The organism is Actinomadura sp. 3N508 (genome assembly GCF_044326375.1).
GTDB lineage: Bacteria > Actinomycetota > Actinomycetes > Streptosporangiales > Streptosporangiaceae > Spirillospora.
This window is the reverse complement of sequence record NZ_JBIRAX010000010.1, coordinates 137,693-158,765: the sequence shown is the minus strand read 5'-3', so window position 1 is coordinate 158,765 and position 21,073 is coordinate 137,693. Positions and strand designations below refer to the sequence as shown.

The window sequence follows — 21,073 nt, the reverse complement described above, 5'->3', positions numbered from 1 at the left end:
CCCGTACACGTCCGCCCGAATCCGGGGAGCGCGTCAAAGGCAGCCCTCGAACTGCGGGACCTCGACGTCCGACAGGTCCAGCCCGGACGTGCCGAACCACTTCGCCATGAGCTTGGCCATCGTCCCGTCCTGGTACATCTGGGTGATGGCCCTGTTGAGCGCCTCGCAGCCGTCGGGGTCGCCCTTGCGGATCGCGATGCCCGTCCGCCGCTCGCCGAACCTGGCGTTCAGCAGCCGGAACGCGTCACCGCGCCGCGTTTTCAGCCCGGCGAGGATCGTGTCGTTGGTCGTGATCGCGTCGATCCGGCCGTCCCCGAGCATCGTCAGGCACTCGTTGTAGGACCGCGCCGCCACCGGCACCGCCGCCACCTGCCGCTCCCGCGTCACCGCCTCCGCGGCGCCCGACCCGGTGACGGCGCAAATCCTGCGTCCTTCCAGGTCGCGCACGCCGCGCACCCCGCGCTCGCTCTTCCGGACGAGGATGTCCTGGTACGACAGCAGGTACGGCCCGGCGAACGCGAGCCGCTGCGCCCATTCCGGTTCGAGCCAGAAGGTCAGCACCATGTCGACCTTCCCGTCCCGCAGCAGCCCCTCCCGATCGGCCGCGAGCGCCGGGGCGAACCGGACCTTCTTCCCCATCCGGTCGGCCAGGTAGCGCGACACGTCGACGTCCAGGCCCTCGAACCGTCCGTCCGCCTGCCTGAACCCGATCCCCGGCAGGTCCGGCCGCACCCCCGCGACCAGCGTCGCCTTCCCGAGGATGGACGCCTCTTCACCGCCCGCACACCCGCTCACCGCAAGACAACCCACCAGCCCCACCGCGACCAGCCCCAGCCGTCGCCGCATCCGCAGCCCCCAACCCTCGGCACGCCACTTCGAGCATCCACCCGCCCTCGCGGGAGGGGTCCCGCGACCAACGTCCCAAGGAATGATCATCCAGACCACACCCTGACCGCATTCGGACCAGTACGGGGGCCAGGGCGGGCGCCAGGGCGGGCCAGGCGCCCGGGGGTTATGGGGCCGTGGGCACCGTGGCGACTTCGGGAGCGACGTCGAGACGCGAGTTCGCCACGAAGGCGTGCAGGGCGCGCAGAGCCGCGCCGGCGTGGTTGCCCCAGTGGTTGAAGTAGGAGTACTGCCACCACCAGAGGGCTTCCAGCGGACGGTCCTGGTTGTAGTGACGCAGCCCGTGGACAAGGTCACTGGCGACGTCGACCAGGTCGTCCGACAGTCGGTAGGACGTGGGCTCGGTGTCCTTGTACGGGTCGAAGACCTCGACGTACTCGTCCATGACGCTCAGCCGCTCGGACAGGCCCTGCCGGACGGCGTCGAGATCGGGGTCGTCGCCGATCTCCGGCTCCCAGTTGTCCGGGAGGATCACGTCCGCGCTGGCACCGAGCTGCGCGCCCGCCAGGATGACCTGCGACACCTCGAGAAGGAGCAGCGGGACGGTATGAACCCCGCCGTCACCGCGGGCCACGGCTTCCAGTCCGTTCAGATAGTTGTCGACATGGCACGCCACGCGCTCGGCGAGGGCGTTCCAGTCCTGCGGGCTGTTGGTGTCAGACATCGAGCAGCCTCCGTCCTTCGAATGCGCGGCCCAGCGTCACCTCGTCGGCGTACTCGAGGTCGCCACCCACCGGCAGGCCGCTGGCCAGACGGGTGACGGTGAGGCCCATGGACTTGACGAGCCGGGCGAGATACGTCGCCGTCGCCTCGCCCTCCAGGTTGGGGTCGGTGGCGAGGATCAGCTCGGTCACCGCCCCGTCCGCGAGACGCTGCATCAGCTCACGGATGCGCAGGTCGTCCGGTCCGACGCCCTCGATCGGGCTGATCGCGCCGCCGAGCACGTGGTAGCGCCCCCGGAACTCGCGGGTCTTCTCGATCGCGACGACGTCCTTGGACTCCTCCACGACGCAGATCACGTGCGGGTCGCGGCGCGCGTCCCGGCAGATCCGGCATTCCTCTTCTTCCGCGACGTTCCCGCACGTCTTGCAGAAGCGGACCTTGTCCTTGACCTCCTTGAGCGCCTTGCCGAGACGTTCCACGTCGGCGGGGTCGGCGGCGAGAAGGTGGAAGGCGATCCGCTGCGCGCTCTTGGGGCCGACGCCGGGCAGCCTGCCCAGCTCGTCGATGAGGTTCTGAACCACCCCTTCGTACAACGGACCCCTCCTTTCTGCTGCGTCCTATATGCCGTCAGATACCGCCGCAGGCTCAGCCGCCGGAACCTCCAGAACCGCCTGGCCCACCTGGGTCGCCTTGGCCGCCTTGGCCGCCGGAACCGCCGAGGCCGGGGAACCCGCCGGGCAACCCGCCGCCGGCTCCGCCACCGAGGCCGGGAATGCCGCCCCCGCCGCCGAGCCCCTGGGCGAGCGGCCCCATCTTCTCCTGCTGCAGCTCCTGCACCTCGCGTCCGGCGTCGCGGATCGCGGCCAAGACGAGGTCGGCGATGGTCTCCGCGGTGTCCGCCGGGTCGTCGGTGTCGACGGCCTTCGGGTCGATCGTCAGCCCCGTGATCTCGCCCTGCCCGTTGACCGTCGCGGTGACGAGCCCGCCCCCGGCGCTCCCCGTCACCTCGGCCTCCGCGAGCTCGCGCTGCGCGCTGAAGAGCTGCGCCTGCATGGCCTGCGCCTGCTGGAGCAGTTCTTGCATGTTCAAACCACCGGATTCCACGGTGCACCTCCCTCTCCGGCCCCCAGTGAGGACCATCTCCTGGCGCTCCGCCAGCCACCGGACGTCCGTCCCCCGAGACTACGGGTTCGCACCAGGATGCGGTAAGAGCGCCCACCGGGTGTGCCGATCCCGCCCCACCCGCTGGCGCGCCCGCGTTCCCGGATCGCAGGCGTTGATCAGCTTCCGGCCGGCCGAGAACAGCCGGACGTCATCCACGCAGCAATGATCACCACTCGCGCCGGAGCCGGGTCACGAGCCGGAGCCGGGTCACGAGTTGTCGATCTCCCGGATGATCTGGCCGCCGAGCTCGCGCTGCAGGAGCGCCATCCCGTTCATCTCGGCCTCGGCGCCGTCGGCGTCCGCGTCGCCTTCCGGGTCGACCTCGTCGCTCTCGTCCATCGGCGGGGGCTCGGGCGGCGGCGGAGGCTCGTCCGGCGGCGGAGGCGGTGGCTCCTGGGCCTGGTCGGCCCTCGGCGCGGCCGGCTGGGCAGGCTGCTGGACGGGCGGCCGCGGCGAAGGTGCCGGGTTCGGTGTGGCCGCGGCACCGAACCCCCCGCTAGGGCCTGATCGTCCGGGCGGGGACCCCGCCGGCGCTCCGCCGACGATGGTCTCGATCCGCCAGTCGACGCCCATCCGTTCCTTGAAGACCTCGCGGAGGACGGCGTCGCGGCCGCCGTTGACGAACCCCAGACGGCGCCCTTCGGCGTCGAACCCGAGGGTGAGAACCTTGCCGTCGAGCGACACCGGCTGCACCCCGGACATGATGACCATCCAGGTGGCACGGCTCTTCTGCTTGACGGCTTCGACGACGTCCGGCCAGTGCCGCTGGACGGCCGAGAAGTCCGCCCCGCCGACCTGCCCGGCCGGCGCAGCAGCCTGCGCGGTTCGCGGAGCCGGAGCCGGCGGACGCGGAGCCGGAGCCGGAGACGGCGAGGGCGCCGAAGCGCCTTCGGCGGAAGCCCCCGACGCCCCTTCGGCCGCCCCACCCCGTGGCGCGCCCCGATGGTTATCCACAGGTTCAGGTTCTGCCGGCGCCGCTTCGGCAGGAGCGCCACCCTTGTGTGATGACTGCTCCCCACGCACCTGAGAACCACCCGCCCCGCTCTGAGCGGGCGCCTCCTGAACGGGAGGCGGCGTGAACGCCTGCGTCGCCGCGCCGCCACCGCCCTGACCACCACCGAATCCGCCTTGAGCGGCCTGGCGTTCCAGACGGTCGATACGAGCGAACATCGAGGGTTCGTCCTCGTAGGCCGCAGGAAGGAGGATGCGAGCGCAGATCAGCTCAAGCAGCAGCCGCGGCGACGTGGCACCGCGCATCTCGGTCAGCCCGGTGTGCAGGAGGTCGGCGGCGCGGGTCAGTTCCCCCGGCCCCAGCGACGACGCCTGGCGCCGCATGTCCTCCAGCTCATCCGGCGGGACGTTCAGCAGCCCGGAGCCGCCCGCCTCTGGGACGTTCGACAGGATGACCAGGTCGCGGAAGCGTTCCAGCAGGTCGGCGGTGAAGCGGCGCGGATCCTGGCCGCTCTCGATCACCCGGTCGATCGCGGCGAAGACGGCGGCGCCGTCATGGGCCGCGAACGCGCCGATGACCTCGTCCAGCAGCGCCGAGTCGGTGTAGCCGAGCAGCGAGACGGCCCCCGCGTAGGTGATGCCCTTCTCGCCCGACCCGGCAAGCAGCTGGTCGAGGATCGACAGGGTGTCGCGGGCCGACCCGGCACCCGCCCGGACGGCCAGCGGCAGCGCGGACGGCTCGTACGGCACGTCCTCCGCCTGCAGGATCTCCTCCACAAGCTCCTGCAGGACGCCCGGCGGGATCAGCCGGAACGGGTAATGGTGCGTCCGGGACCGGATCGTGCCGATGACCTTCTCCGGCTCGGTGGTCGCGAACACGAACTTCAGGTGCGGCGGCGGCTCCTCGACGAGCTTCAGCAGCGCGTTGAAGCCCTCCCGCGTGACCATGTGCGCCTCGTCGATGATGTACACCTTGAAGCGCGCCGAGACCGGGGCGAAGAACGCCCGTTCTCGCAGGTCGCGGGCATCATCAACGCCACCGTGGGACGCCGCGTCGATCTCGATCACATCGATGTGGCCCGTCCCCGCCGGGCCGAGCGCCACACACGAGTCGCACTCGCCGCACGGATCGGGCGTGGGCCCCTGCTCGCAGTTCAGCGAGCGGGCCAGGATCCGGGCGCTGGAGGTCTTACCGCACCCGCGCGGGCCGCTGAACAGGTACGCGTGGTTGATCCGGCCGTTGCGCAGCGCCTGCTGCAGGGGCTCGGCGACGTGCTCCTGCCCTTTCAGCTCGGCGAACGTCGCTGGCCGGTACTTGCGGTACAGAGCCAGACTCATCGGGGGTCCGCCCTCCCTCGAGAAGCAGAGCGTCGGATGTGCAGTGTCGCCGTCAAACCAAGGGACCCCCCGCACACCCGCCAGAGCCTGCTTATCCTTGCTGCCTTCCGGCCCTGGGGAGGTTCACAGGGTGACGCCGTGCGAGGGGTCGTCCTCAGTCTATGGCATCCCACGCACAGGATCGCCACGCTTCACACGTAGTCTGCGCCGCATGCCGGCCCCGACACACGACACGCTCTTGCACATCGCCGAACGCACCCACTGGGACGCCGCCCGCCACACGGGAGTGTCGTACACCATGTCGACGCTCGGCAGGACCCTCGACGAAGAGGGCTTCATCCACTGCTCGTCCGACATGGCACAGGTGCACGGCGTCCTCGACCGCTTCTACACCGCCGTCCCGCGCTCAGACCTGGTGCTCCTGGTCATCAACACGTCCGAGCTGGACGCCCCCGTCCGGTACGAGCAAGTCGACGATGACCTATTCCCACACGTCCACGGCCCGATCCCAGTGTCGGCAGTAATAGATGTCCGGTCACTGCCCGAGACCCGGTAGGCTTTCCCGCGGAGGATTCGCCTAGTGGCCTAGGGCGCACGCTTGGAAAGCGTGTTGCGTGCAAGCGCTCGCGAGTTCGAATCTCGCATCCTCCGCCAGCAGGCAGAACACGCAGAGGGCGACACCCACCAAGGGTGCCGCCCTCACTGCTGCCCAACCCCGCAGCCCCTCCCAAGCCCGCGCCCTCGCACCGCCACGCGAGCGCCGGGCGACCCACCCGGTTCTACGAGCCAGCGGCCAAGGTCGAACACACGCACCTCCCACCCACCGCTGCGCCACTGTGCGCCACGCAGCCGCGCCAGGCTCCGCAAGCCAGGCGGACAGGGCCGAGCACACTCGTCACCTCGATTCGAACACACTTCCCACCAGCCGCCGCACCACTGCACGGGCGCCGAGCGACCCACCCAACTCCGCAAGCCAGGCCGACAAGGTCGGACACACTCGTCACCTCGATTCGAACGCACTGTCCACCAGCCGCCGCGCCGCTGCACGGGCGCCGGGTGACCCGCCCCACTCCGCAAGCCAGGCGGGCAAAGTCGGACACACTCGCCGCCCCAAGCTCGAGCGCGCCTCCTACCAGCCGCTGCGCCGCTGGGTGCCGTGCGGCCGGTTCCCGGCTCCCGCAAGCCGGGCGGGCAAGATCGGGCACGCTCGCCGCCCCAGCTTGAGCGCACTTCTACCAGCCGCTGCGCCGCCGCGCGGGCGCCGGGCGGGCCAGCCGAGCACACTCGTCGCCCTGGTTCGATTGGGCTTGCTGCCGCCGCTGCGCGGGTGCTGGGCGGTCGCGGCCAGTTTTACGAGCCAGGGACAAGTCCGGGCACACTCGTTTCTCCGTTCGAGCGCGCTTCCTGCTGGCTGCCAGACTGCGCTGCTGGCCTCGACCAGGAGGGCGACGCGGGGCGAAGTCTTTGATGGCATCGTCGGCGGGCGCCTATGCAGAGGAGCAGGGCGGCCAAGGCGTCTGGTTCCTTGTGGGCAGCGCCGGACGTATGCGCCGCGCTTCTAGGCAGGGGCTCGTGTCCCCTGGCCTCTGCGGGCCGGAGGGCTTGGTGGCAGCAGTGCTGGATGATGGTGGCGGCGGTGGCCGATCTTGGACGGGGTCGGACGCGCTGTCGCAGCGCGGCGGGCTTTCGCCCGTTGCGATGATTCGGGCATGTTCCGAATCACGCGGGGTGAACTGGGCTGTTTTGGTGTGGTGATGGGCCTGGTCGGGTTCGTGGCGGCGTGCGATTTCGTGATCCCCGAACGGCCCGACCTCCCCGCGATCGTCACCTCGCGGCAGGCCACCGCGGGGGCGGGCACTCGCAATCCCCGCCATCGACGCGGAATTCGAACGGATCGAAAGGGAGATCGGTAGAACGGTCGCCACGTCCGTTGACGATGGTTGCTACACGCGGGACGAGGGCTTCCTCCTCCCCGCTTATGAGTCGGCGAAGTGTGTTCGTACCGTCACTCGCTACTACAGCGCTGACAGCAACTCGTGCGCGAACATGCTGCGCACGCTCCAGAACCTGGGCTGGAACTCGCTTCCCAAAGGTTGCAGGGGCTGGAATTTGAACGACCCGTCGCCGTCTCGTGCGGTGGCAGGGATTTCGGCAGGTGCGGGACTCGTAATCCGCGTGAGTTCTCGCCCGCTCACCCCAGCGGGCCGGCAAGAGGAGCGGTACACCCAGCCGCACCGGCCCGATGGCGCACATCACGAACTGCGCGGCGTCGACCTTGCGCTGCTGTCGACATTGATTCTGAACGACAGGTCCCACATCATGGCGATCTCGATCGACATCAAGTACCACCAGGTCTGGTACGACGAGCCACGGCCGTGGGGGCCGATCTAACTCGCAGCCGCCTCCGTGGGCCGGGGCCTTCTCGATGATGAGGTTGCAGAGGGACCCGACTCGTCTAAATTTGCCCGAGTGAGCTACGACATCTATTTCCTCAAGCGGGAGCCCGGCCAGTCATGGGAAGAGGCCTTGGAGGCCCTTGAGGAGGAGCAGGCAGACGCCACCGAAATCCCTGCTCGGCCGCCGAACTGGGACCAGGTGGTCGCCGGGATGCGGGAGCTTCTGGGCGAGGTATCGGTGCTGGAGAATCCCCCGAGTTGGGAGATCGACCACGAGCCGACAGCCATCCAAGTGAGCTGTTTCTCAGGTGAGTGGTCGATCTCCGTGCCCTACTGGAGTGACGGAGACGCGGCGAGGCGCATTGCCGAACGGATTCGCCGCGCTTGCGAGATCGTCCAGGCGGGGACGGGGCTCCAGGCCTATGACCCGCAGGTAGAGGAAGCGGTCCTGTCCGAGGCTTGGACGGCAGAACGGGCCGCCTTGATCTTCGATCAAGTCGCCACCAGCTTCGCCGAGCGAGGGATCATCCGCGGGTCGGTAACCGACTGATCAGGAACCGTCTGACCTCGGCGAACACCGTCGGGCGGCAACGGAGGCGCGCAACCGCTCACGTGAGCCTCTTCTGCCGCACGTCGCGACATGCAAGGGGGTGGGCGGGTCGGTGTGGGTAGCAGCGCGTGCCTACGGCGGAGCTGCGCGACCGGCTGCGCCGTGCCTTGGCCCCGCTCCGGCCTTGAGGAGGGTCTCAGTTTGCGTCTTAGGCAAGGCTGAGAACGCCCTCTGCGCCATGCGCGTCAGCGTCGTCCGCACTGTCCGGCCGTCACGGTCGGACAGTGCTCGTGGCTGCGGACCCGCGTATGGCCATGGGTCGGTCGGATGGCGGTCGTTTGGTGTGCGCTGGCTAGGTGAGGCGGCCGGTCTTGGTCAGTGTGGTGACGTGGGGAGTGGGGTTGGCCGTTGGTAAATGAGATGTCCGGTTGAAGGTAATTACTAACGATGGTGTTGAGCTGCGGGGTAACCGTTTACCAGTAGTGGCAAGTGGAGTGACTCATGTTGTTGAGTCGCCTTCTCCGGGTCAGGGCGACGCCGTAGACTCGGAGGGTGATCTTCAAGGCGGTGGGTGATGGACGGCCCTATCCCGACCACGGTTTCTCGTCCAGGGACTGGGCCAAGATCCCGCCTCGCCAGGTCCGCCTCGACCAGCTCGTGAGCACCAAGCGCGAGATGGACCTGCAGTCGCTCCTGTCGAAGGACTCCACGTTCTACGGGGACCTGTTCCCGCACGTCGTCCAGTGGCAGGGCGAGCTCTACCTGGAGGACGGCCTGCACCGGGCACTGCGGGCCGCGCTGCACCAGCGGCTCGTCCTGCACGCCCGTGTCCTGGATCTCGACGCCGTCGACATGAGCTGATCAGCGGACGCGGACCGGCTCCCGCGCGGTCACCTCCGGACGAGCCGGAAGTGCAGCGACGGCCGGTGTACGGGCCGGACGGACGAACCCCGGACGCGCCGCCAGCAGCCCGAACAGCACCTCCGGCACCACGAGGACGAGCAGGAGGACGAGCGGAACGTTCCAGCCGCCCGTCGCATCGTGCAGGACGCCGACCGCGAGCGGCCCGAAACCGGCGAGGAGATATCCGCCGGTCTGCGCCATCCCCGACAGGCCCGCAGCGACCGAAGGGTTCGGTGCGCGCAGGTTGAGCAGCGTGTAGGCGAGCGGGAACGCGCTTCCGGTGCCGAGGCCGAGCACGAGGACCCAGATCCACCCGGCGGACGGCACCAGCAGCAGGCCGCCGAGCCCCCCGACCATGGTGATCGCGACGGCCGCGACGAGCGGACGCTGATCGCGGAGCCGAGCGGCGAACACCGGGATGAGGAAGCCCAGCGGTATGCCGGCGATCATCATGGCGGACACCATCATCCCGGCGGCCGCGGGCGCGAACCCGGCGTCCCGCATGATCTCCGGCAGCCACGACATCAGGACGTAGAACATCAGCGACGCCAGGCCCATGAAGACCGCGACGTACCAGGCCACCGGGGAGCGCAGCAGCGAACCGTCCGCCGCGGCCCCAGCCGCAGCCGGGGTGGAGGGGGCGGGCGGGGTGCGACGGCCGCGGACGGCGAGCGGTCCCCACACGAGCAGCGCGATCACCGACGGGACGGCCCAGATGGCGAGGGCGAGCCGCCAGCCGCCCGTCTCGTCCAGCGGCACCGCGAGCCCGGCGGCGATGGCCCCGCTGGCGGCCATGAGCATCATCGCCAGGCCGGTGAGCGACCCGACGCGGGACGGGAACGCGCGCTTGATGACGGCCGGCATGAGGACGTTGCCCATCGCGATCCCCGCCCCCGCCAGGATCGTTCCAACGAACAGCGAGACCGGCGACTCGACCACGCGCAGCAGGATCCCCAGCGTGATCATGATGAGCGAGCCGGCGATGGCGATCTCGGTACCGAGCAGCCGCGCCACCATGGGGGCGACGGAGGCGAAGATGCCCAGGCTGAGCACCGGAAGCGTGGTGAGGACGCCGACCTCGGTGCCGGACAGGCCGAACACCTCGCGCAGCTCGCCGAGCACCGGTGTGATCCCGGTGATGGCGGCACGCAGGTTGATCGTCAGCAGCACCAGGCCGATGAGCGACCAGGTGGCCGTGACGCGGGGCAGGTGGGTTCTCATCTCGTCCTCGTCATGCGCAGGTAGGCACACGCGTCACACAGGGCGCGCGAGCTACCGGGTACTTACGGTTTCGCTTGCACGGCCAGGCCCGGAGGCGGCCGGTTGGTTTCGTTGGTGCGGTCCGGCTGGCGCACGCCAGACGGACCGCTGGGAGCGACCAGGCCCCCTGTTGGCCGACCGGTCCGGGCGGCCGAGTTGCCGCGAGTGACCGATCGGGCCCGTTGTCCGCCCCGGCTCAGGTTGTTGTGCGTCCCTGGACAACCGGCCGGTTCCACTGTCCGATCGGCTGCGGGTGGGGCGGAGGGTGGCGGCTAGCCGACGGGCTCGGGACGGCCGGTCGATGCCAGGATCTGGTCCAGACACGCGTGCGTGGCCCGCGTCGCCGCCTCCGCGTCGCCGGCCTCGATCGCGGCGGCGATGGGGCCGTGCGGGACGTCCTCGTGTTCGAGGAGGGTCCCCGCAGCGCCGATGCTCGCCCGGAGCGCGGCGCTGAAGTCGCGGTACAGGTCCGTCAGGACGCGATTGTGGGTGGCCTCGACGACGGCGGTATGGAATGTGAGGTCCGCCTCGACGAAGGTGGAGTGATCGCCCGCCGCCCATGCCGCGTCCCGGCGCGCGAGAGCGACCGCGATGGCGGCGATGTCGGCGTCGGTGCGGCGCGTGGCGGCGAGCCGGGCCGCCTCGACTTCCAGTCCGCGCCGCACTTCGAGGGTCTCGACGAGTTCCGCCGTCTCCAGCCGCCGCCGGACGGCACCGGACAGCTCGCTCGTGGCCCGCACGTACGTGCCGTCGCCCTGTCGGCTCTCAAGGAGTCCCGCATGGGTGAGCGCACGCACGGCTTCGCGGACGGTATTGCGGCCCACGCCCAGGGTCTCGGACAGCACCGGCTCCGGCGGGATCTTCTCACCCACCGGCCACCCGCCCCCGGCGATCTCGTCCCTGAGCTGGTCGATCACCTGATCGACGAGTGACGACCGCCGAGCCGTCCGCAGAGTCACCCTTACCTCCGGTAATCCAGTCATCCTACGTTTCGATGATAGGACACCCTGCACACCAGCTTTATTCCGCCCCCCGCCAAGGGGGCGGCGCCAGGCGGCACATGCGTATTGGGCACCGGCAGGGCACCGGTGGGCGGTCGGGCTCGGTCAGACGCGGGCTCCGGCGCTGGACGTCGACCGGGATGCGGTCAGGCCAGCGGCCTCCAGGGCGCGGCGGTAGGCGATCGCGGCGTTCTCGGAGTCCTGGACGAGTTCGTGCAGTTCGCCGAGTTCGCGGTACAGGTGGGCGGCCGGACGTCCGGCGGACAGCGTCGCCAGCTGTTCGGACGCGGCACGCAGCACAACCTGGGCGGCCGCCGGGTCTCCCTGCGCGACGCGTGCACGGGCCAAGACGAGACGGGCGAGAACGGTCTTCTGCGTCCGTGCGGCATGGTCGGCCCCAGGCGGGGTCATGGCATGTGGGTTCTCCGGAGCGGCCAGCGCCATGCCCGTGTCGAGGAACTGTTCCAGGGTGGCTATGGCGTCGTCCAGGTCACCGACCAGCACGAGCGCGCGCGCTTTGGCGATGGTGCTCTCGGTGGACTCGTCTCCGTTGAGGTCGGCCGTCCCCTCCAGAAGGCGCAGCGCCTCCTGCGCCGCCTCCGGGGAGCCCTCGGGGCGCGGACGTTCGAATCCGTATTCACCGGTACCGGCGTCAGCGGGCGTAGTGTCTGGCTGGGTGACGGCCGAGAAAGGCATGACGCCCCTGAGCAGCGCCTTGGCCGCCGCAAGGGAGAGGCGTGCGTGAGACTGCGCCGGACCGGTGTCGCCACGGGCGGCCAGGGCCTGGTCGGCGAAGTACAGCGAGTCGCCGATCGTCCCTTCTTCGAGCGCGCGCATGCTGGCCCGCTGGTAGTGGACGCTTGCCGGGTCGTCCGCCGCGCTCTTGGGGTTCAGCAGCCGCCGTCCGAGCTCGTGCGCGCGCGCGGGATCGGAGCGATCCACGTAGGCGAGCAGCAGAATGCGTCCGACCTCCGTGTACTCCTCGCCAACACCGAGCCCGAGCTGGTTCAGCCGTTCGACGGCCCGCTCGCCGAGCGCGATGGCCTGGCCCAGGTCGCCGACGGCGTGGTAGCAGCGCGCGAGCGCGATGACGGGCGGCAGCCAGCTGGCGCGTCCGGGGTCCCGCTCGGCCTGTTCGCGCAGCTCCTCGAAGAGGGCGATCGCGTCGTCGGCGCGACCCAGCTCCTCCAGGGCGCGGGCGCGGCCCCAGCGGGCGCGGGAGGTGAGGTCGGGATCGTCGCTGCGCGCGATCACCTCCTCGAAGCCGGCCTCCGCGGTGACGGGGTCGCCGCGCAGCAGCGCCAGGTGGGCATGGCGCTCCCGTACTTCGAGGTGAGCGCGCTGCTCAGGCTCGACGCCCTCGGCGAGGTACTCGGGCGTGCAGCCGAGTCGCTCGGCCAGCATTCGCAGGACGGTCGGCGTCGGGGTGCGCTTGCCCGATTCGATCAATGAGATGTAGCTGTCGGAAAGGTCGTGACCGGCGAGCTGTGCCTGCGACAAGCGTCTGGTCAGCCGCAGGTTGCGGACACGTTCGCCGACGTTGCCTGGACCCGGCATGTGGACTCACTTAGCGGAAGTAAACAGGCGGCTGGGGTGCCGACATGATTGCACATTGCGGGTTATCGCACATCGAGAGTAATGAAGCGGCAAGAGAAGAGCTCCCCTGGTCGGGCCCGCCGGGCCGCGGTGCGCACGCGGCAGAACCCCCGTGGCGCGCCGGTTCCCGCCGGTGCGTGCCCCGGCGACGGCGGCGCCCGTCACCCTCGGACGGTATCCGACCCTCCCGAAAAGATCGCTAAAACCGCCGATATTGTCCATCCGACCGCGCTCACAGGCCATCGCCCCGCCGTCCATTGGCGCGCCGCCAACCGGCCGGCCGGCCGTCAGCGGGCCGTCCGTCAGCGTCCCGTCCGTCAGCGTCCCGTCCGTCAGCGGGCCGTCCGTCAGCGGGCCGTCCGTCAGCGACGCGCTCCTGCGCATCCGCATCGCCAGGGAGGGCGGGGGCGCAAGCGTCAAGCGACCGGGGCGGGCCGTCGTCTGGGGAAGGGTCACGCGGCGCTATGCCTGCTCGTCCGGACCCGAGCCGGCGGGGACGTCGTCCGGCTCGACCGGTTCCCGGGGGCGCCGCGGCGGCGGGGGCGGGGGCAGCGGCGGCTCCGGCTCCGGGTTCTTGTTCGGGAAGATCATTTCGCAGACTTCGAGGTAGAGCTGCTCGGGGTAGGGGAGGTAGTCCACGTTGGTGAGCGCCTGGTCCTGGCCGGCGGACTCCAGGATGAACTCCCCGTAGCCGAGCATCCGGCCCGCGATCGTCCGCTTGAAGCTCATGTCGGTGACCTTGGCCAGCGGCATCATCGCGACCTTGCGGGTGATCAGGCCGGTGGTCAGCAGCATCCGCTGGTTGGTGATCACGAAGTAGTCGACGGACCATTCCGCGACGCGCCAGACGAACCAGCCCAGCAGGATCAGCCAGCCCCACCACACCCACGTGATGGCGGCGGTGACGGTGTTGCTCAGCACGCCCGCGACGATCAGGCCGCCGAGGACGAGCGCGACCGGGACCATCAGCACGGCCGGATGCCGCCGCACCGTGATCACCTGGTTCTCGTGCGGAAGCAGGTACTTGTTGACCGAGGCCGGTGCGGAGTCGCCGGGAGTAACGAGTCTCATGACACCGGCCTCAGGCGAGCGCGTTGACGAAGGTGGCCAGGGAACCGGCGGCGGAGGCGAGGCCGCCGGCCACGTTCTCCACCGACTGGGCCGCACCGTCCGGCTGGTTGATCACGTAGAACGCCACAAAGGCCACGGCGACCCACGTCATGTACTTCTTGGCGGGCACGGGCGCCTCCCGGAGCATCGACCCACAAACCCCGGACAAGTCTCGCACAGCCCGTACCACGGGCAAAGGAAGCGCTATATGGCGCGTTGAAGGTTATGGCGCGTTGTCGAGCGACGAACGCCGCGTCCGGCGGCGCTTCTCCGCCGCGACCGTGGCGAGCACCTCCAGGTGCCGGCGCGCGATCCGTTCCACGAGATCGGGCGGCGCCGACCCCGTGACCTCTTCGGCGCCGTGTCGTGCGGCGGATACGCACCGGTCCACCGTCTCGGCGCCGTGCACCCCTTCGAACTCCTCGACGAGCCGCTCCCCGATCGCGGCGTAGCGCGGCAGGTCCCCGTCCCCTTGGTGAGCCATCACGTGTCCTCGAGCTCGCTCGCACCGCCCGGTCCGTAACGGTCCCCCTGTGCCGGGACGGCGGAGGGGAACGCACATGGCGTTCCGTAGCGCTGTCGTACCCTCTGCCACCGGGAACGAACATTGGTGATCATGACCGCGGCCAGATCGTGATCAAGCACCCGGACCGCCCTGACCGCCCCCCGGATGCCCCTGATCAAGCACCCCGAACGCCCTGATCAAGCGCCCGAACGCACCGACCGGACGGACCGGACGGGCGCACCGAGCGGACGCACCGGACGGGCGCCTCGATCGAGCGGTCAGACGACGCCGTAGAGGCGGTCTCCGGCGTCGCCGAGGCCGGGCATGATGAAGCCCTGCTCGTTGAGGTGGGAGTCGATCGCGGCCGTCACCACCCGGACCGGCGCCGAAAGGTCGGCGAACGCCTGTTCCAGGTACGTCAGGCCCTCCGGGGCGGCGAGCAGGCAGATCGCGGTGACGTCGTCGGCGCCCCGGTCGAAGAGGAGCCGGATGGCGGCGGCGAGCGTCCCGCCGGTCGCGAGCATCGGGTCGAGGACGTAGCACTGCCGGCCGGACAGGTCGTCGGGCAGCCGCGTCGCGTACGTCTGGGCCTGCAGGGTGCCCTCGTCCCGGATCATGCCGAGGAAGCCGACCTCGGCGGTGGGCAGCAGGCGGGTCATGCCGTCCAGCATCCCGAGCCCGGCGCGCAGGATCGGCACGACGAGCGGCTTCGGGCTCGCCAGCTGGACGCCCTCGGCCGGCACGAGCGGGGTCTGCACGGTCGCCGCCGCGACTCGCACGTCGCGGGTCGCCTCGTAGGCGAGCAGGGTGACCAGCTCGTCGGCCAGCCGGCGAAATGTGGGTGAATCGGTGCGGACGTCCCGAAGCGTGGTGAGCTTGTGCGCGACCAGGGGATGATCGACGGCGAGGGTCTGCATGCGCTCACCGTAGTCCACCTCGCCTGATCCGCCGGAGGGCACCGAGTCTGGATAGACGCCGTTGAGCTGGGCACTATGGCGTTATGAACAGCGAAAGCGATCAGCAGCCCGGAGGGCCTGCGCGGACGTCGGAGTCCGCGTCCGGCCCGCCGGCGCCGGCGGCGCTTCCCTCCGAGGTCGCGACGCCCCCGCCAGAGGTCGCGCCACCCCGGCCGGACGCCACGGCGCCGCGGCCCGCCGCCCCCGTAACGCCATCGGCCGTCGCGACGCCTCCGCCCGAAGCCGCCGACGATCCCGCTCCCGCCCCAACCGCCGAGACCACCGCCGAGACGGGCGAAACCGCCGAGAACGGGGCCGAGTCCGCGGTCCAGGTGACCGATGTCACAGTGGAGCAGGACGTACCGCCACGTCCCGGCCCGCAAGGCGACATCTCCCCTGAAGAGGTGCGCGAGCATCTGCGTCGCCGTGCGATCTTCCTGCGGGAACTGGCGGAGGCCCGCGAGCTGCGCCGCCGGGTGACGCCGCACCGGTCCCGCCGCGCGCGGATCCACGCGGCGCTGCGCCGCCGCACCTTCCGGATCAACTGACGCTGATCAACAGGGACGTCGAGGCGGTAGATTCGTGCGGCCGGGCACCGGCCCGCGTGGTGCTGACTCCGGTTCTCACGCGCGGGTACGGCGCCAGTTTGGCGGTCGGGTGCACGAGCGCGCGCCGCATCTGCGACCATGCCCAGGCAAGTGACGCGCCGGTGGGGTGGAAATGACGGATGTGGACGCGACGGACTTCGCCGTCGTGGTGTACCGGGAAGACGAGGGCTGGGAGGCCGAAATCCTCCCGGTCGCGTTGACCGAGGACCTCGCGGGGCTCATTCACGCCCTGCGCCAGCAGCCGAGCCTCGGTGGCACGGTCGGGCTGGTGTCGGTCGGCGACGACTTCTTCGTCGCGATCCGCCTGCTGGGCGACGACGTCATGGTCTTCCTGTCGGACGTCACGGCGTCCGTCGACTGGCCGCTCGCCGGCCAGGTCCTCGACTACCTGGACATCCCGATCCCCGAGGACGAGGAGCTCGACCAGGTCCTCCCCGTCGGCGACATGTCGATCTTCGCCGATCTCGGGCTGGACGAGATGGAGCTCGGCGCCATCTCCGGCGACCTCGAGCTCTACCCGGACGAGATGCTGCTCAGCATCGCCGGCCGCATCGGCTTCGCCCTCGCCTTCGAACGAGCCGTCGACGCCATAGCCTGACCGCAACCGCCCCGGCTCCGCAGCCCACGTGCCGCGCGGCGGCGCCTTCCGGGGACGACCGTCCTGGACGTCAGCTCCGGTCGTCTCGGTTCGGCTCCCGCCGTGCCGAGGCCGTTCGCTCACCAGCGGCGATCTCGCGGAGCGCGTCCCGGTCGAGGATGATCATCTGCTGTCGCCCCGTGCCGACGATCGAGGCGCTCTTAAGCGTCCGGACGGTCTTCTTCACGGAATCGAGCGAGACACCGGCGAACTCCGCCAGGCCCTGCTGGCTGATCCGCAGCACGATCCCCTGCTCGCCGTCGCGGCCGCCGTCCTGGCCTAGGCCGCTCTCCAGCAGGTCGACGAGGGCCAGCGCCAGCCGCCGCTCCACGGCCAGTTCCGACTCGACGATCTTGCGGGTGGCCTGTTCGAGCCGGGCGTCCATGGCCGCCAGCTGGGCCATAGCGGCTCGTGGATGGGTTTGCAGGAACTCGATCCATCGGGCGGCGGGGATCAGCAGCACCTCCACATCACCGATCGCCGCGACGGACGCGGACAGGGGACCGCCGCGCAACGCGGTCATCTCCCCCACGACCTCGTTCGGCCCGCGCACGGCGATCATGCGCTTCGGCCTGCCCGCCCGGACCATGACATGGCCCTCGCGGATCAGCAGGACGAAGTCGACCTCCTCGCCCTCTTCGAAGAAGACGTGCCCCGCCGAGCGGCGCAGCGTCTGGCCATTGGCCTCCAGCCAGAGGGTTTCCTTCACGGTAAGGAGTGGATCACCCTTATCAAACTGTGCTGAGCCCATGTAGCTGAGTGTACGAATACCCTTAGCGGTGACCCTCGTGGCTAGGGGTGTGAGCGGGGCAACCCTGTGGGTCACAATAAGAACGTGTCCCATTTCGCCGCCGTGTTCGCGCGGACCCCGCAGGGCTGGGTCGGCGCGGAGGCCGTGATCGCCGAGGCCGAGCACGTCGACGACATCGCCGACCTGATGCGGGAGGCGGCCGTCGAGTCCTACGGCGATCCCGTCGTCCTGCTGGTCGAGCAGGACGACGACTGGTTCGCGGTCGTCCGGCTGGACGGCGAGGACGAGCCGCACGCCTACATCTCCACCGTCCGCGAGGACGGTCTCGGCTCGCTGTTCCAGCAGCTCGTCGGCGAGGTCCCGGACGGCGACGCCGCCGGCGACCCCGCCCTCCTCGAAGACCTGGGCCTCGACGCCAAGCAGCTCGGCGACCTCGGCGAGCGCGCCATCCCCGGCGACGCGCTGCTGACGATCGCCGAACAGGCCGGCTTCGGCGAAGAGTTCGACCGCCTCCGTGACTGACCCGCCGCCCCCCACCCCCGAGCCCGATCCCGGCGGCCACAAGCCTGAGCCCGGCGGACCTGAAGCTGAGGTCAGCGGCCCTGAGGCTGAGCCTTGTCGCCCCGAAGCTGCGGTCGATGGCCCGGAGCGCGGGGCCGGTTCGACGGCCGCGTCCGGTGCCGCGTCCGGTGCCGCGTCCGGTGCCGCGTCCGGGGCTGGTGGCGGGTCGGGTGGGGACGTCGGTGCCGGGTTCGTGGAGGCGATGCGGCTGGCGTTGCGGGAGGCGCGGGTGGCGTTCGAGGACGGGGAGATCCCGGTCGGGGCCGTCGTCCTGGACGCGTCCGGCGCCGTCGTCGGGACGGGGCACAACGACCGTGAGCGCAGCGCCGACCCGACCGGGCACGCGGAGATCATCGCGATGCGGAACGCGGCGGCGGCGCTCGGCGGGTGGCGGCTGTCGGGGTGCACGCTGGTCGTGACGCTGGAGCCGTGCACGATGTGCGCGGGAGCGTCCGTCCTGGCGCGGCTGGACCGGGTCGTGTACGGGGCCGTCGACCCGAAGGCGGGCGCGGTCGGATCGCTGTGGGACGTGGTCCGCGACCGCCGCCTCAACCACCGTCCGGAGGTGATCGCGGAGGTGCTGGCGGACGAGTGCGGCGCGCTCCTTACCGAGTTCTTCGCCCGCCGCAGAGTCGGGTAGGCTCTCCCGCGGTGGTGTCGCCTAGTGGACGAGGGCGCACGCCTCGAAAGCGTGTGAAGTGCAAGCTTCCGTGGGTTCGAATCCCACCACCACCGCTCGCCAGTGAGCCGCCGATCCGGTACCGGTCGGCGGCTTTCTCATGCGGCGTCCGGGAACCGGGCCTCAGCCGACCGTGACCAGGGCCACGCCCGCCACGGCGACCGCCATGCCGACGCGCTGGACGGCCCGGAGCCGCTCGCTGTAGGCGACCCTGGCCAGCAGAACCGTGACCGCCGGGTAGAGCGACGTGAGGATGGCGGCGAGGCTGAGCATCCCCTTCTGGGCGGCGAGGAAGTAGAGCACGTTCGCACTCGCGTCGAGGGTGCCGGACAGGAGCGCTAGGCCGATCATCGTCCGTCCGGACACCTTGGGGCCGAGGCCGCCGCCGCGGACGGTCATGACCAGCAGCGCGGTCACGATGACGGTGAGGGTGCCGACGCGCGCGCCGACGATCGGCCAGAGGCCGGTGCCGTCCCCGGCGGCCTTCAGCAGGACGAAGAAGACCCCGAAGAGGGTGCCGGACAGCCCGGCCATGAAGGGGCCCGAATCCAGGAGGCGCCGCCAACCGCCTGCGCTGGGCGCTGCGTCGGGGCTCGCGGTCGTGGTGCTGCCGGTCTCCATGCTGACCAGGCCGATCGCGATGAGGCAGAGCAGGACACCGGCGACGACGGACGCGGCCAGGCGCTCGCCTCGCAGCACGCCCACGCCGACCGGCAGGATCGCGGCGGCCAGCGCGGACACCGGGGCGACGACGCTCATCGGCCCGCGGGCGAGCGCCCGGTAGAAGGTGATCAGACCGGCGCCGCCGCTGAGGCCGCCCAGGAAGCCCAACGTCATCGGCACGGGCCCGGCGCTACCGCCGCTGAGCAGCGCGGACGCCAGGACGATCAGCAGCCCGACCGGAACGCACCAGGTCAGGGCCCGCAACGCGGTCGACTTCCGGGCGACCGCGCCGCCGAGGAAGTCGGCCACGCCGTAGGCGAGGGCGGCGCCCAGCGCGAGGACGGTGACCATCACGGTCCGCCGATGAGCCTGCTCGCCACCCGGACGTCCGGCGAGATCGCGCGGAGCCGCTCGGTGAGCCGGTCGCCCGCCTCCGCCAGCCTCTCGATCGGGTACGGCTCAAGGCGTTCGAGCAGGAAGAACCCGTTCTTCGTGGTCTCGGTCAGCCGCGTGCGGACGCACTGCCGCCAGTTCCAGCGGCGGCAGGTCACGCCCGCGTCGTCCCGCCAGACGACCTCGCCCGGCTCCGGGTGCTCGACGGCGGGCTCGCCGTCCGCGATCACGTCGAACGGCTCGTCGCCGGTGGCCCGCACCAGCCGCGCCGCGCCTCGGTAGGCGTCGAGGTCCTCGCCGCCGATGGGCAGCGCGTACTCCACGCTCACCGCGTTGTAGGCGTCCACGACCCGGTTGATGGACGGGAGCGAGCCGGCCCGCCGGAGCAGCGCGTCCACCGAGGGGCGGGTCCGCTTCGGCTTGGCGCCGAACGCCCGGTACGCGTCGTGCCAGGCCTCGACGTGCGGGTCGCCGGGGTCGGCCTTTTCGGCCGCTTCGGCCAGCCAGCCCTCCGACTCCTGATCGCTGGGCCCGTTCGCCAGGCCTTCGGCGGTCAGGACGAGCACGGCGAAGTCGGGACGCAGTTCCCGCACGGCGTCGTCCACGACAACCCGATCCAGCATTCCAATCCCCTCCCCGGCGGTCATTTTAATGATACAGAGATACCATCATACCGACCGAGCACTCCACCCCGTTTTCAACGGTGCGGGCTCCGACGGTCATCCTTGGTGGCCGGACGTTGCGGCGGTGGGATCGTTGGGGGACGGGTTCGGCGGCTGGAGGGCGGACGAGTGAGCGAGCAGGATGCCATCGGGGAGGCCGTGGCGCGGACCGTGCGGGCGCTGCGGGCCGGGCACGGCTGGAGCCTGGACGAGCTCGCCGGACGGGCCGGGGTGAGCAAGGGTGTGCTGGTCGGGCTGGAGCAGGGCCGCGGGAACCCCAATCTCGGCACGCTCATCCGCATCTCCGACGCGCTCGGCGTCCCGTTGACCCGGCTGGTGCAGGTCGAGGAGGAGCCGCCGGTCCGGCTGTTCCGGCCGGAACGGCACGTGGTGCTGTGGGAGGGCGAGCACGGCGGCACGGGAACGCTGCTCGCCGGCAGCGACCCTCGGCCATCGCTGGAGCTGTGGCACTGGAAGCTCCAGCCCGGGGAGACGCGGGACAGCGACCCGCATGTGCCGGGCACCAAGGAGATCGTGTTCGTGCAGCAGGGCACCCTGACGCTTGGCGTGGACGGCCGGACGGACCTCGTCGAGGAAGGCACGGCCGCGGTGTTCGTCGGCGACCGGCCCCACTCCTACGGGAACGCCAGTGACGACGAGGTCCACTTCATCCTGGCCGTCCTCGACCTCTAACCTCACCGCCCTCCAGAACCCCGTCCAGCGCCAATGACCGAGGGCGACGACCGAGGCGAGGGCCGGCGACCGGAGCGGTAACCAAGGCCGAGGCTGGGCCGAGTGACCGGGCCGGGTTGGGTGTCTT

General features: G+C 70.7%; 22 protein-coding genes, 2 tRNA genes, 1 other RNA gene and 2 pseudogenes. 11 read left to right on the top strand and 16 right to left on the bottom strand.

All coding sequences use genetic code 11. The features are described from left to right. Positions 1–33: 33 nt before the first annotated feature. The 6 genes and pseudogenes from ACH34S_RS31025 to ffs form a co-directional block, all read right to left on the bottom strand. A complete protein-coding gene (locus ACH34S_RS31025) occupies positions 34–846 on the bottom strand; it encodes a transporter substrate-binding domain-containing protein (protein WP_395956386.1) in 813 nt (270 codons plus the stop codon). Positions 847–1,012: 166 nt separating this feature from the next. After that, the gene (locus ACH34S_RS31020; RefSeq protein WP_132183268.1) at positions 1,013–1,570 is read right to left on the bottom strand and encodes a DUF5063 domain-containing protein; all 558 of its coding nucleotides are present in this window, start codon (positions 1,568–1,570) and stop codon (positions 1,013–1,015) included. Further along, positions 1,563–2,162, bottom strand: coding sequence for a recombination mediator RecR (recR, locus tag ACH34S_RS31015; RefSeq protein WP_395956385.1), 600 nt, complete (start codon positions 2,160–2,162; stop codon positions 1,563–1,565). The genes ACH34S_RS31020 and recR overlap by 8 nt, the downstream gene beginning before the upstream one ends. A gap of 163 nt (positions 2,163–2,325) precedes the next feature. After that, positions 2,326–2,652, bottom strand: a pseudogene (locus ACH34S_RS31010) (YbaB/EbfC family nucleoid-associated protein); the annotation flags it as partial. Between the two features lie 288 nt (positions 2,653–2,940). Beyond that, the gene (locus ACH34S_RS31005; protein WP_395956384.1) at positions 2,941–5,022 is read right to left on the bottom strand and encodes a DNA polymerase III subunit gamma and tau; all 2,082 of its coding nucleotides are present in this window, start codon (positions 5,020–5,022) and stop codon (positions 2,941–2,943) included. Positions 5,023–5,079: 57 nt separating this feature from the next. After that, an RNA gene (gene ffs, locus ACH34S_RS31000) (signal recognition particle sRNA small type) lies at positions 5,080–5,175 on the bottom strand. Between the two features lie 58 nt (positions 5,176–5,233). On the opposite strand from ffs, the gene ACH34S_RS30995 reads away from it, so the two are divergent. From ACH34S_RS30995 to ACH34S_RS30975, 5 genes are all read left to right on the top strand, one after another. Then, positions 5,234–5,578 carry a DUF952 domain-containing protein gene (locus tag ACH34S_RS30995; protein ID WP_395956383.1) on the top strand — a complete coding sequence of 115 codons (345 nt, stop codon included), beginning with the start codon at positions 5,234–5,236 and terminating at the stop codon, positions 5,576–5,578. 10 nt (positions 5,579–5,588) lie between these two features. Further along, positions 5,589–5,676 (top strand) — tRNA-Ser (locus tag ACH34S_RS30990). Between the two features lie 1,392 nt (positions 5,677–7,068). After that, the gene (locus tag ACH34S_RS30985; RefSeq protein WP_395956382.1) at positions 7,069–7,413 is read left to right on the top strand and encodes a hypothetical protein; all 345 of its coding nucleotides are present in this window, start codon (positions 7,069–7,071) and stop codon (positions 7,411–7,413) included. Between the two features lie 78 nt (positions 7,414–7,491). Continuing rightward, complete coding sequence (locus ACH34S_RS30980) at positions 7,492–7,968, top strand: hypothetical protein (RefSeq protein ID WP_395956381.1); 477 nt, start codon at positions 7,492–7,494, stop codon at positions 7,966–7,968. 552 nt (positions 7,969–8,520) lie between these two features. Next, positions 8,521–8,829 carry a type II toxin-antitoxin system VapB family antitoxin gene (locus ACH34S_RS30975; protein WP_395956380.1) on the top strand — a complete coding sequence of 103 codons (309 nt, stop codon included), beginning with the start codon at positions 8,521–8,523 and terminating at the stop codon, positions 8,827–8,829. Here ACH34S_RS30975 and ACH34S_RS30970 read toward each other — a convergent pair whose 3' ends face one another. The 7 genes and pseudogenes from ACH34S_RS30970 to upp all read right to left on the bottom strand — a co-directional run bounded on the left by ACH34S_RS30970 (position 8,830) and on the right by upp (position 15,260). After that, entirely contained in the window at positions 8,830–10,092 is a 1,263-nt protein-coding gene (locus ACH34S_RS30970) for a CynX/NimT family MFS transporter (RefSeq protein ID WP_395956379.1), read from the bottom strand. 311 nt (positions 10,093–10,403) lie between these two features. After that, positions 10,404–11,090: a FadR/GntR family transcriptional regulator gene (locus ACH34S_RS30965; RefSeq protein WP_395956378.1), complete on the bottom strand. Its 687-nt coding sequence runs from the start codon at positions 11,088–11,090 to the stop codon at positions 10,404–10,406. 147 nt (positions 11,091–11,237) lie between these two features. Beyond that, on the bottom strand, positions 11,238–12,689 hold the full coding sequence (locus ACH34S_RS30960; RefSeq protein ID WP_395956377.1) for a helix-turn-helix domain-containing protein: 1,452 nt from the start codon (positions 12,687–12,689) through the stop codon (positions 11,238–11,240). Positions 12,690–13,301: 612 nt separating this feature from the next. Then, positions 13,302–13,799: pseudogene (locus tag ACH34S_RS30955) on the bottom strand (PH domain-containing protein); the annotation flags it as partial. Positions 13,800–13,809: 10 nt separating this feature from the next. Further along, positions 13,810–13,968 (bottom strand): hypothetical protein, encoded by a 159-nt coding sequence (locus tag ACH34S_RS30950; RefSeq protein WP_395956375.1) that lies wholly within the window; start codon positions 13,966–13,968, stop codon positions 13,810–13,812. A gap of 93 nt (positions 13,969–14,061) precedes the next feature. After that, the gene (locus tag ACH34S_RS30945; protein WP_395956374.1) at positions 14,062–14,322 is read right to left on the bottom strand and encodes a hypothetical protein; all 261 of its coding nucleotides are present in this window, start codon (positions 14,320–14,322) and stop codon (positions 14,062–14,064) included. A gap of 299 nt (positions 14,323–14,621) precedes the next feature. Beyond that, a complete protein-coding gene (upp, locus tag ACH34S_RS30940) occupies positions 14,622–15,260 on the bottom strand; it encodes a uracil phosphoribosyltransferase (RefSeq protein ID WP_395956373.1) in 639 nt (212 codons plus the stop codon). 83 nt (positions 15,261–15,343) lie between these two features. On the opposite strand from upp, the gene ACH34S_RS30935 reads away from it, so the two are divergent. Continuing rightward, entirely contained in the window at positions 15,344–15,847 is a 504-nt protein-coding gene (locus tag ACH34S_RS30935; RefSeq protein ID WP_395956372.1) for a hypothetical protein, read from the top strand. A 172-nt stretch (positions 15,848–16,019) separates the two neighbouring features. After that, on the top strand, positions 16,020–16,505 hold the full coding sequence (locus tag ACH34S_RS30930; protein WP_395956371.1) for a tRNA adenosine deaminase-associated protein: 486 nt from the start codon (positions 16,020–16,022) through the stop codon (positions 16,503–16,505). Between the two features lie 70 nt (positions 16,506–16,575). On the opposite strand, the gene ACH34S_RS30925 is transcribed toward ACH34S_RS30930, so the two are convergent. Then, positions 16,576–17,253 carry a Crp/Fnr family transcriptional regulator gene (locus ACH34S_RS30925; protein WP_395956370.1) on the bottom strand — a complete coding sequence of 226 codons (678 nt, stop codon included), beginning with the start codon at positions 17,251–17,253 and terminating at the stop codon, positions 16,576–16,578. Between the two features lie 126 nt (positions 17,254–17,379). Here ACH34S_RS30925 and ACH34S_RS30920 point away from each other — a divergent pair, with 126 nt between their 5' ends. The 3 genes from ACH34S_RS30920 (at position 17,380) to ACH34S_RS30910 (ending at position 18,591) form a co-directional block, all read left to right on the top strand. Beyond that, positions 17,380–17,817 carry a hypothetical protein gene (locus ACH34S_RS30920; protein WP_395956369.1) on the top strand — a complete coding sequence of 146 codons (438 nt, stop codon included), beginning with the start codon at positions 17,380–17,382 and terminating at the stop codon, positions 17,815–17,817. A 241-nt stretch (positions 17,818–18,058) separates the two neighbouring features. Continuing rightward, positions 18,059–18,496, top strand: coding sequence for a tRNA adenosine(34) deaminase TadA (gene tadA / locus ACH34S_RS30915; RefSeq protein ID WP_395956628.1), 438 nt, complete (start codon positions 18,059–18,061; stop codon positions 18,494–18,496). Between the two features lie 10 nt (positions 18,497–18,506). Beyond that, a tRNA-Ser gene (locus tag ACH34S_RS30910) sits at positions 18,507–18,591 on the top strand. Between the two features lie 67 nt (positions 18,592–18,658). On the opposite strand, the gene ACH34S_RS30905 is transcribed toward ACH34S_RS30910, so the two are convergent. Then, positions 18,659–19,549, bottom strand: a complete 891-nt coding sequence (locus ACH34S_RS30905) for an EamA family transporter (RefSeq protein ID WP_395956627.1) — start codon at positions 19,547–19,549, stop codon at positions 18,659–18,661. Then, positions 19,549–20,214, bottom strand: a complete 666-nt coding sequence (locus ACH34S_RS30900; RefSeq protein WP_395956368.1) for a B3/4 domain-containing protein — start codon at positions 20,212–20,214, stop codon at positions 19,549–19,551. The genes ACH34S_RS30905 and ACH34S_RS30900 overlap by 1 nt, the downstream gene beginning before the upstream one ends. Before the next feature lie 168 nt (positions 20,215–20,382). Between ACH34S_RS30900 and ACH34S_RS30895 the strand changes: the two genes are divergently transcribed. Further along, entirely contained in the window at positions 20,383–20,946 is a 564-nt protein-coding gene (locus ACH34S_RS30895; protein WP_395956367.1) for a helix-turn-helix domain-containing protein, read from the top strand. Positions 20,947–21,073 lie beyond the last annotated feature (127 nt).

Bases quoted from the DNA above. Each gene is read 5' to 3' on its own strand.
- ACH34S_RS31025 (WP_395956386.1), bottom strand. From the start codon at position 846: ATGCGGCGACGGCTGGGGCTGGTCGCGGTGGGGCTGGTGGGTTGTCTT.
- ACH34S_RS31020 (WP_132183268.1), bottom strand. From the start codon at position 1,570: ATGTCTGACACCAACAGCCCGCAGGACTGGAACGCCCTCGCCGAGCGC.
- ACH34S_RS31005 (WP_395956384.1), bottom strand. From the start codon at position 5,022: ATGAGTCTGGCTCTGTACCGCAAGTACCGGCCAGCGACGTTCGCCGAG.
- ACH34S_RS30995 (WP_395956383.1), top strand. From the start codon at position 5,234: ATGCCGGCCCCGACACACGACACGCTCTTGCACATCGCCGAACGCACC.
- ACH34S_RS30985 (WP_395956382.1), top strand. From the start codon at position 7,069: ATGCTGCGCACGCTCCAGAACCTGGGCTGGAACTCGCTTCCCAAAGGT.
- ACH34S_RS30970 (WP_395956379.1), bottom strand. From the start codon at position 10,092: ATGAGAACCCACCTGCCCCGCGTCACGGCCACCTGGTCGCTCATCGGC.
- ACH34S_RS30960 (WP_395956377.1), bottom strand. From the start codon at position 12,689: ATGCCGGGTCCAGGCAACGTCGGCGAACGTGTCCGCAACCTGCGGCTG.
- ACH34S_RS30945 (WP_395956374.1), bottom strand. From the start codon at position 14,322: ATGGCTCACCAAGGGGACGGGGACCTGCCGCGCTACGCCGCGATCGGG.
- upp (WP_395956373.1), bottom strand. From the start codon at position 15,260: ATGCAGACCCTCGCCGTCGATCATCCCCTGGTCGCGCACAAGCTCACC.
- ACH34S_RS30935 (WP_395956372.1), top strand. From the start codon at position 15,344: ATGAACAGCGAAAGCGATCAGCAGCCCGGAGGGCCTGCGCGGACGTCG.
- ACH34S_RS30930 (WP_395956371.1), top strand. From the start codon at position 16,020: ATGACGGATGTGGACGCGACGGACTTCGCCGTCGTGGTGTACCGGGAA.
- tadA (WP_395956628.1), top strand. From the start codon at position 18,059: ATGCGGCTGGCGTTGCGGGAGGCGCGGGTGGCGTTCGAGGACGGGGAG.
- ACH34S_RS30905 (WP_395956627.1), bottom strand. From the start codon at position 19,549: ATGGTCACCGTCCTCGCGCTGGGCGCCGCCCTCGCCTACGGCGTGGCC.
- ACH34S_RS30900 (WP_395956368.1), bottom strand. From the start codon at position 20,214: ATGCTGGATCGGGTTGTCGTGGACGACGCCGTGCGGGAACTGCGTCCC.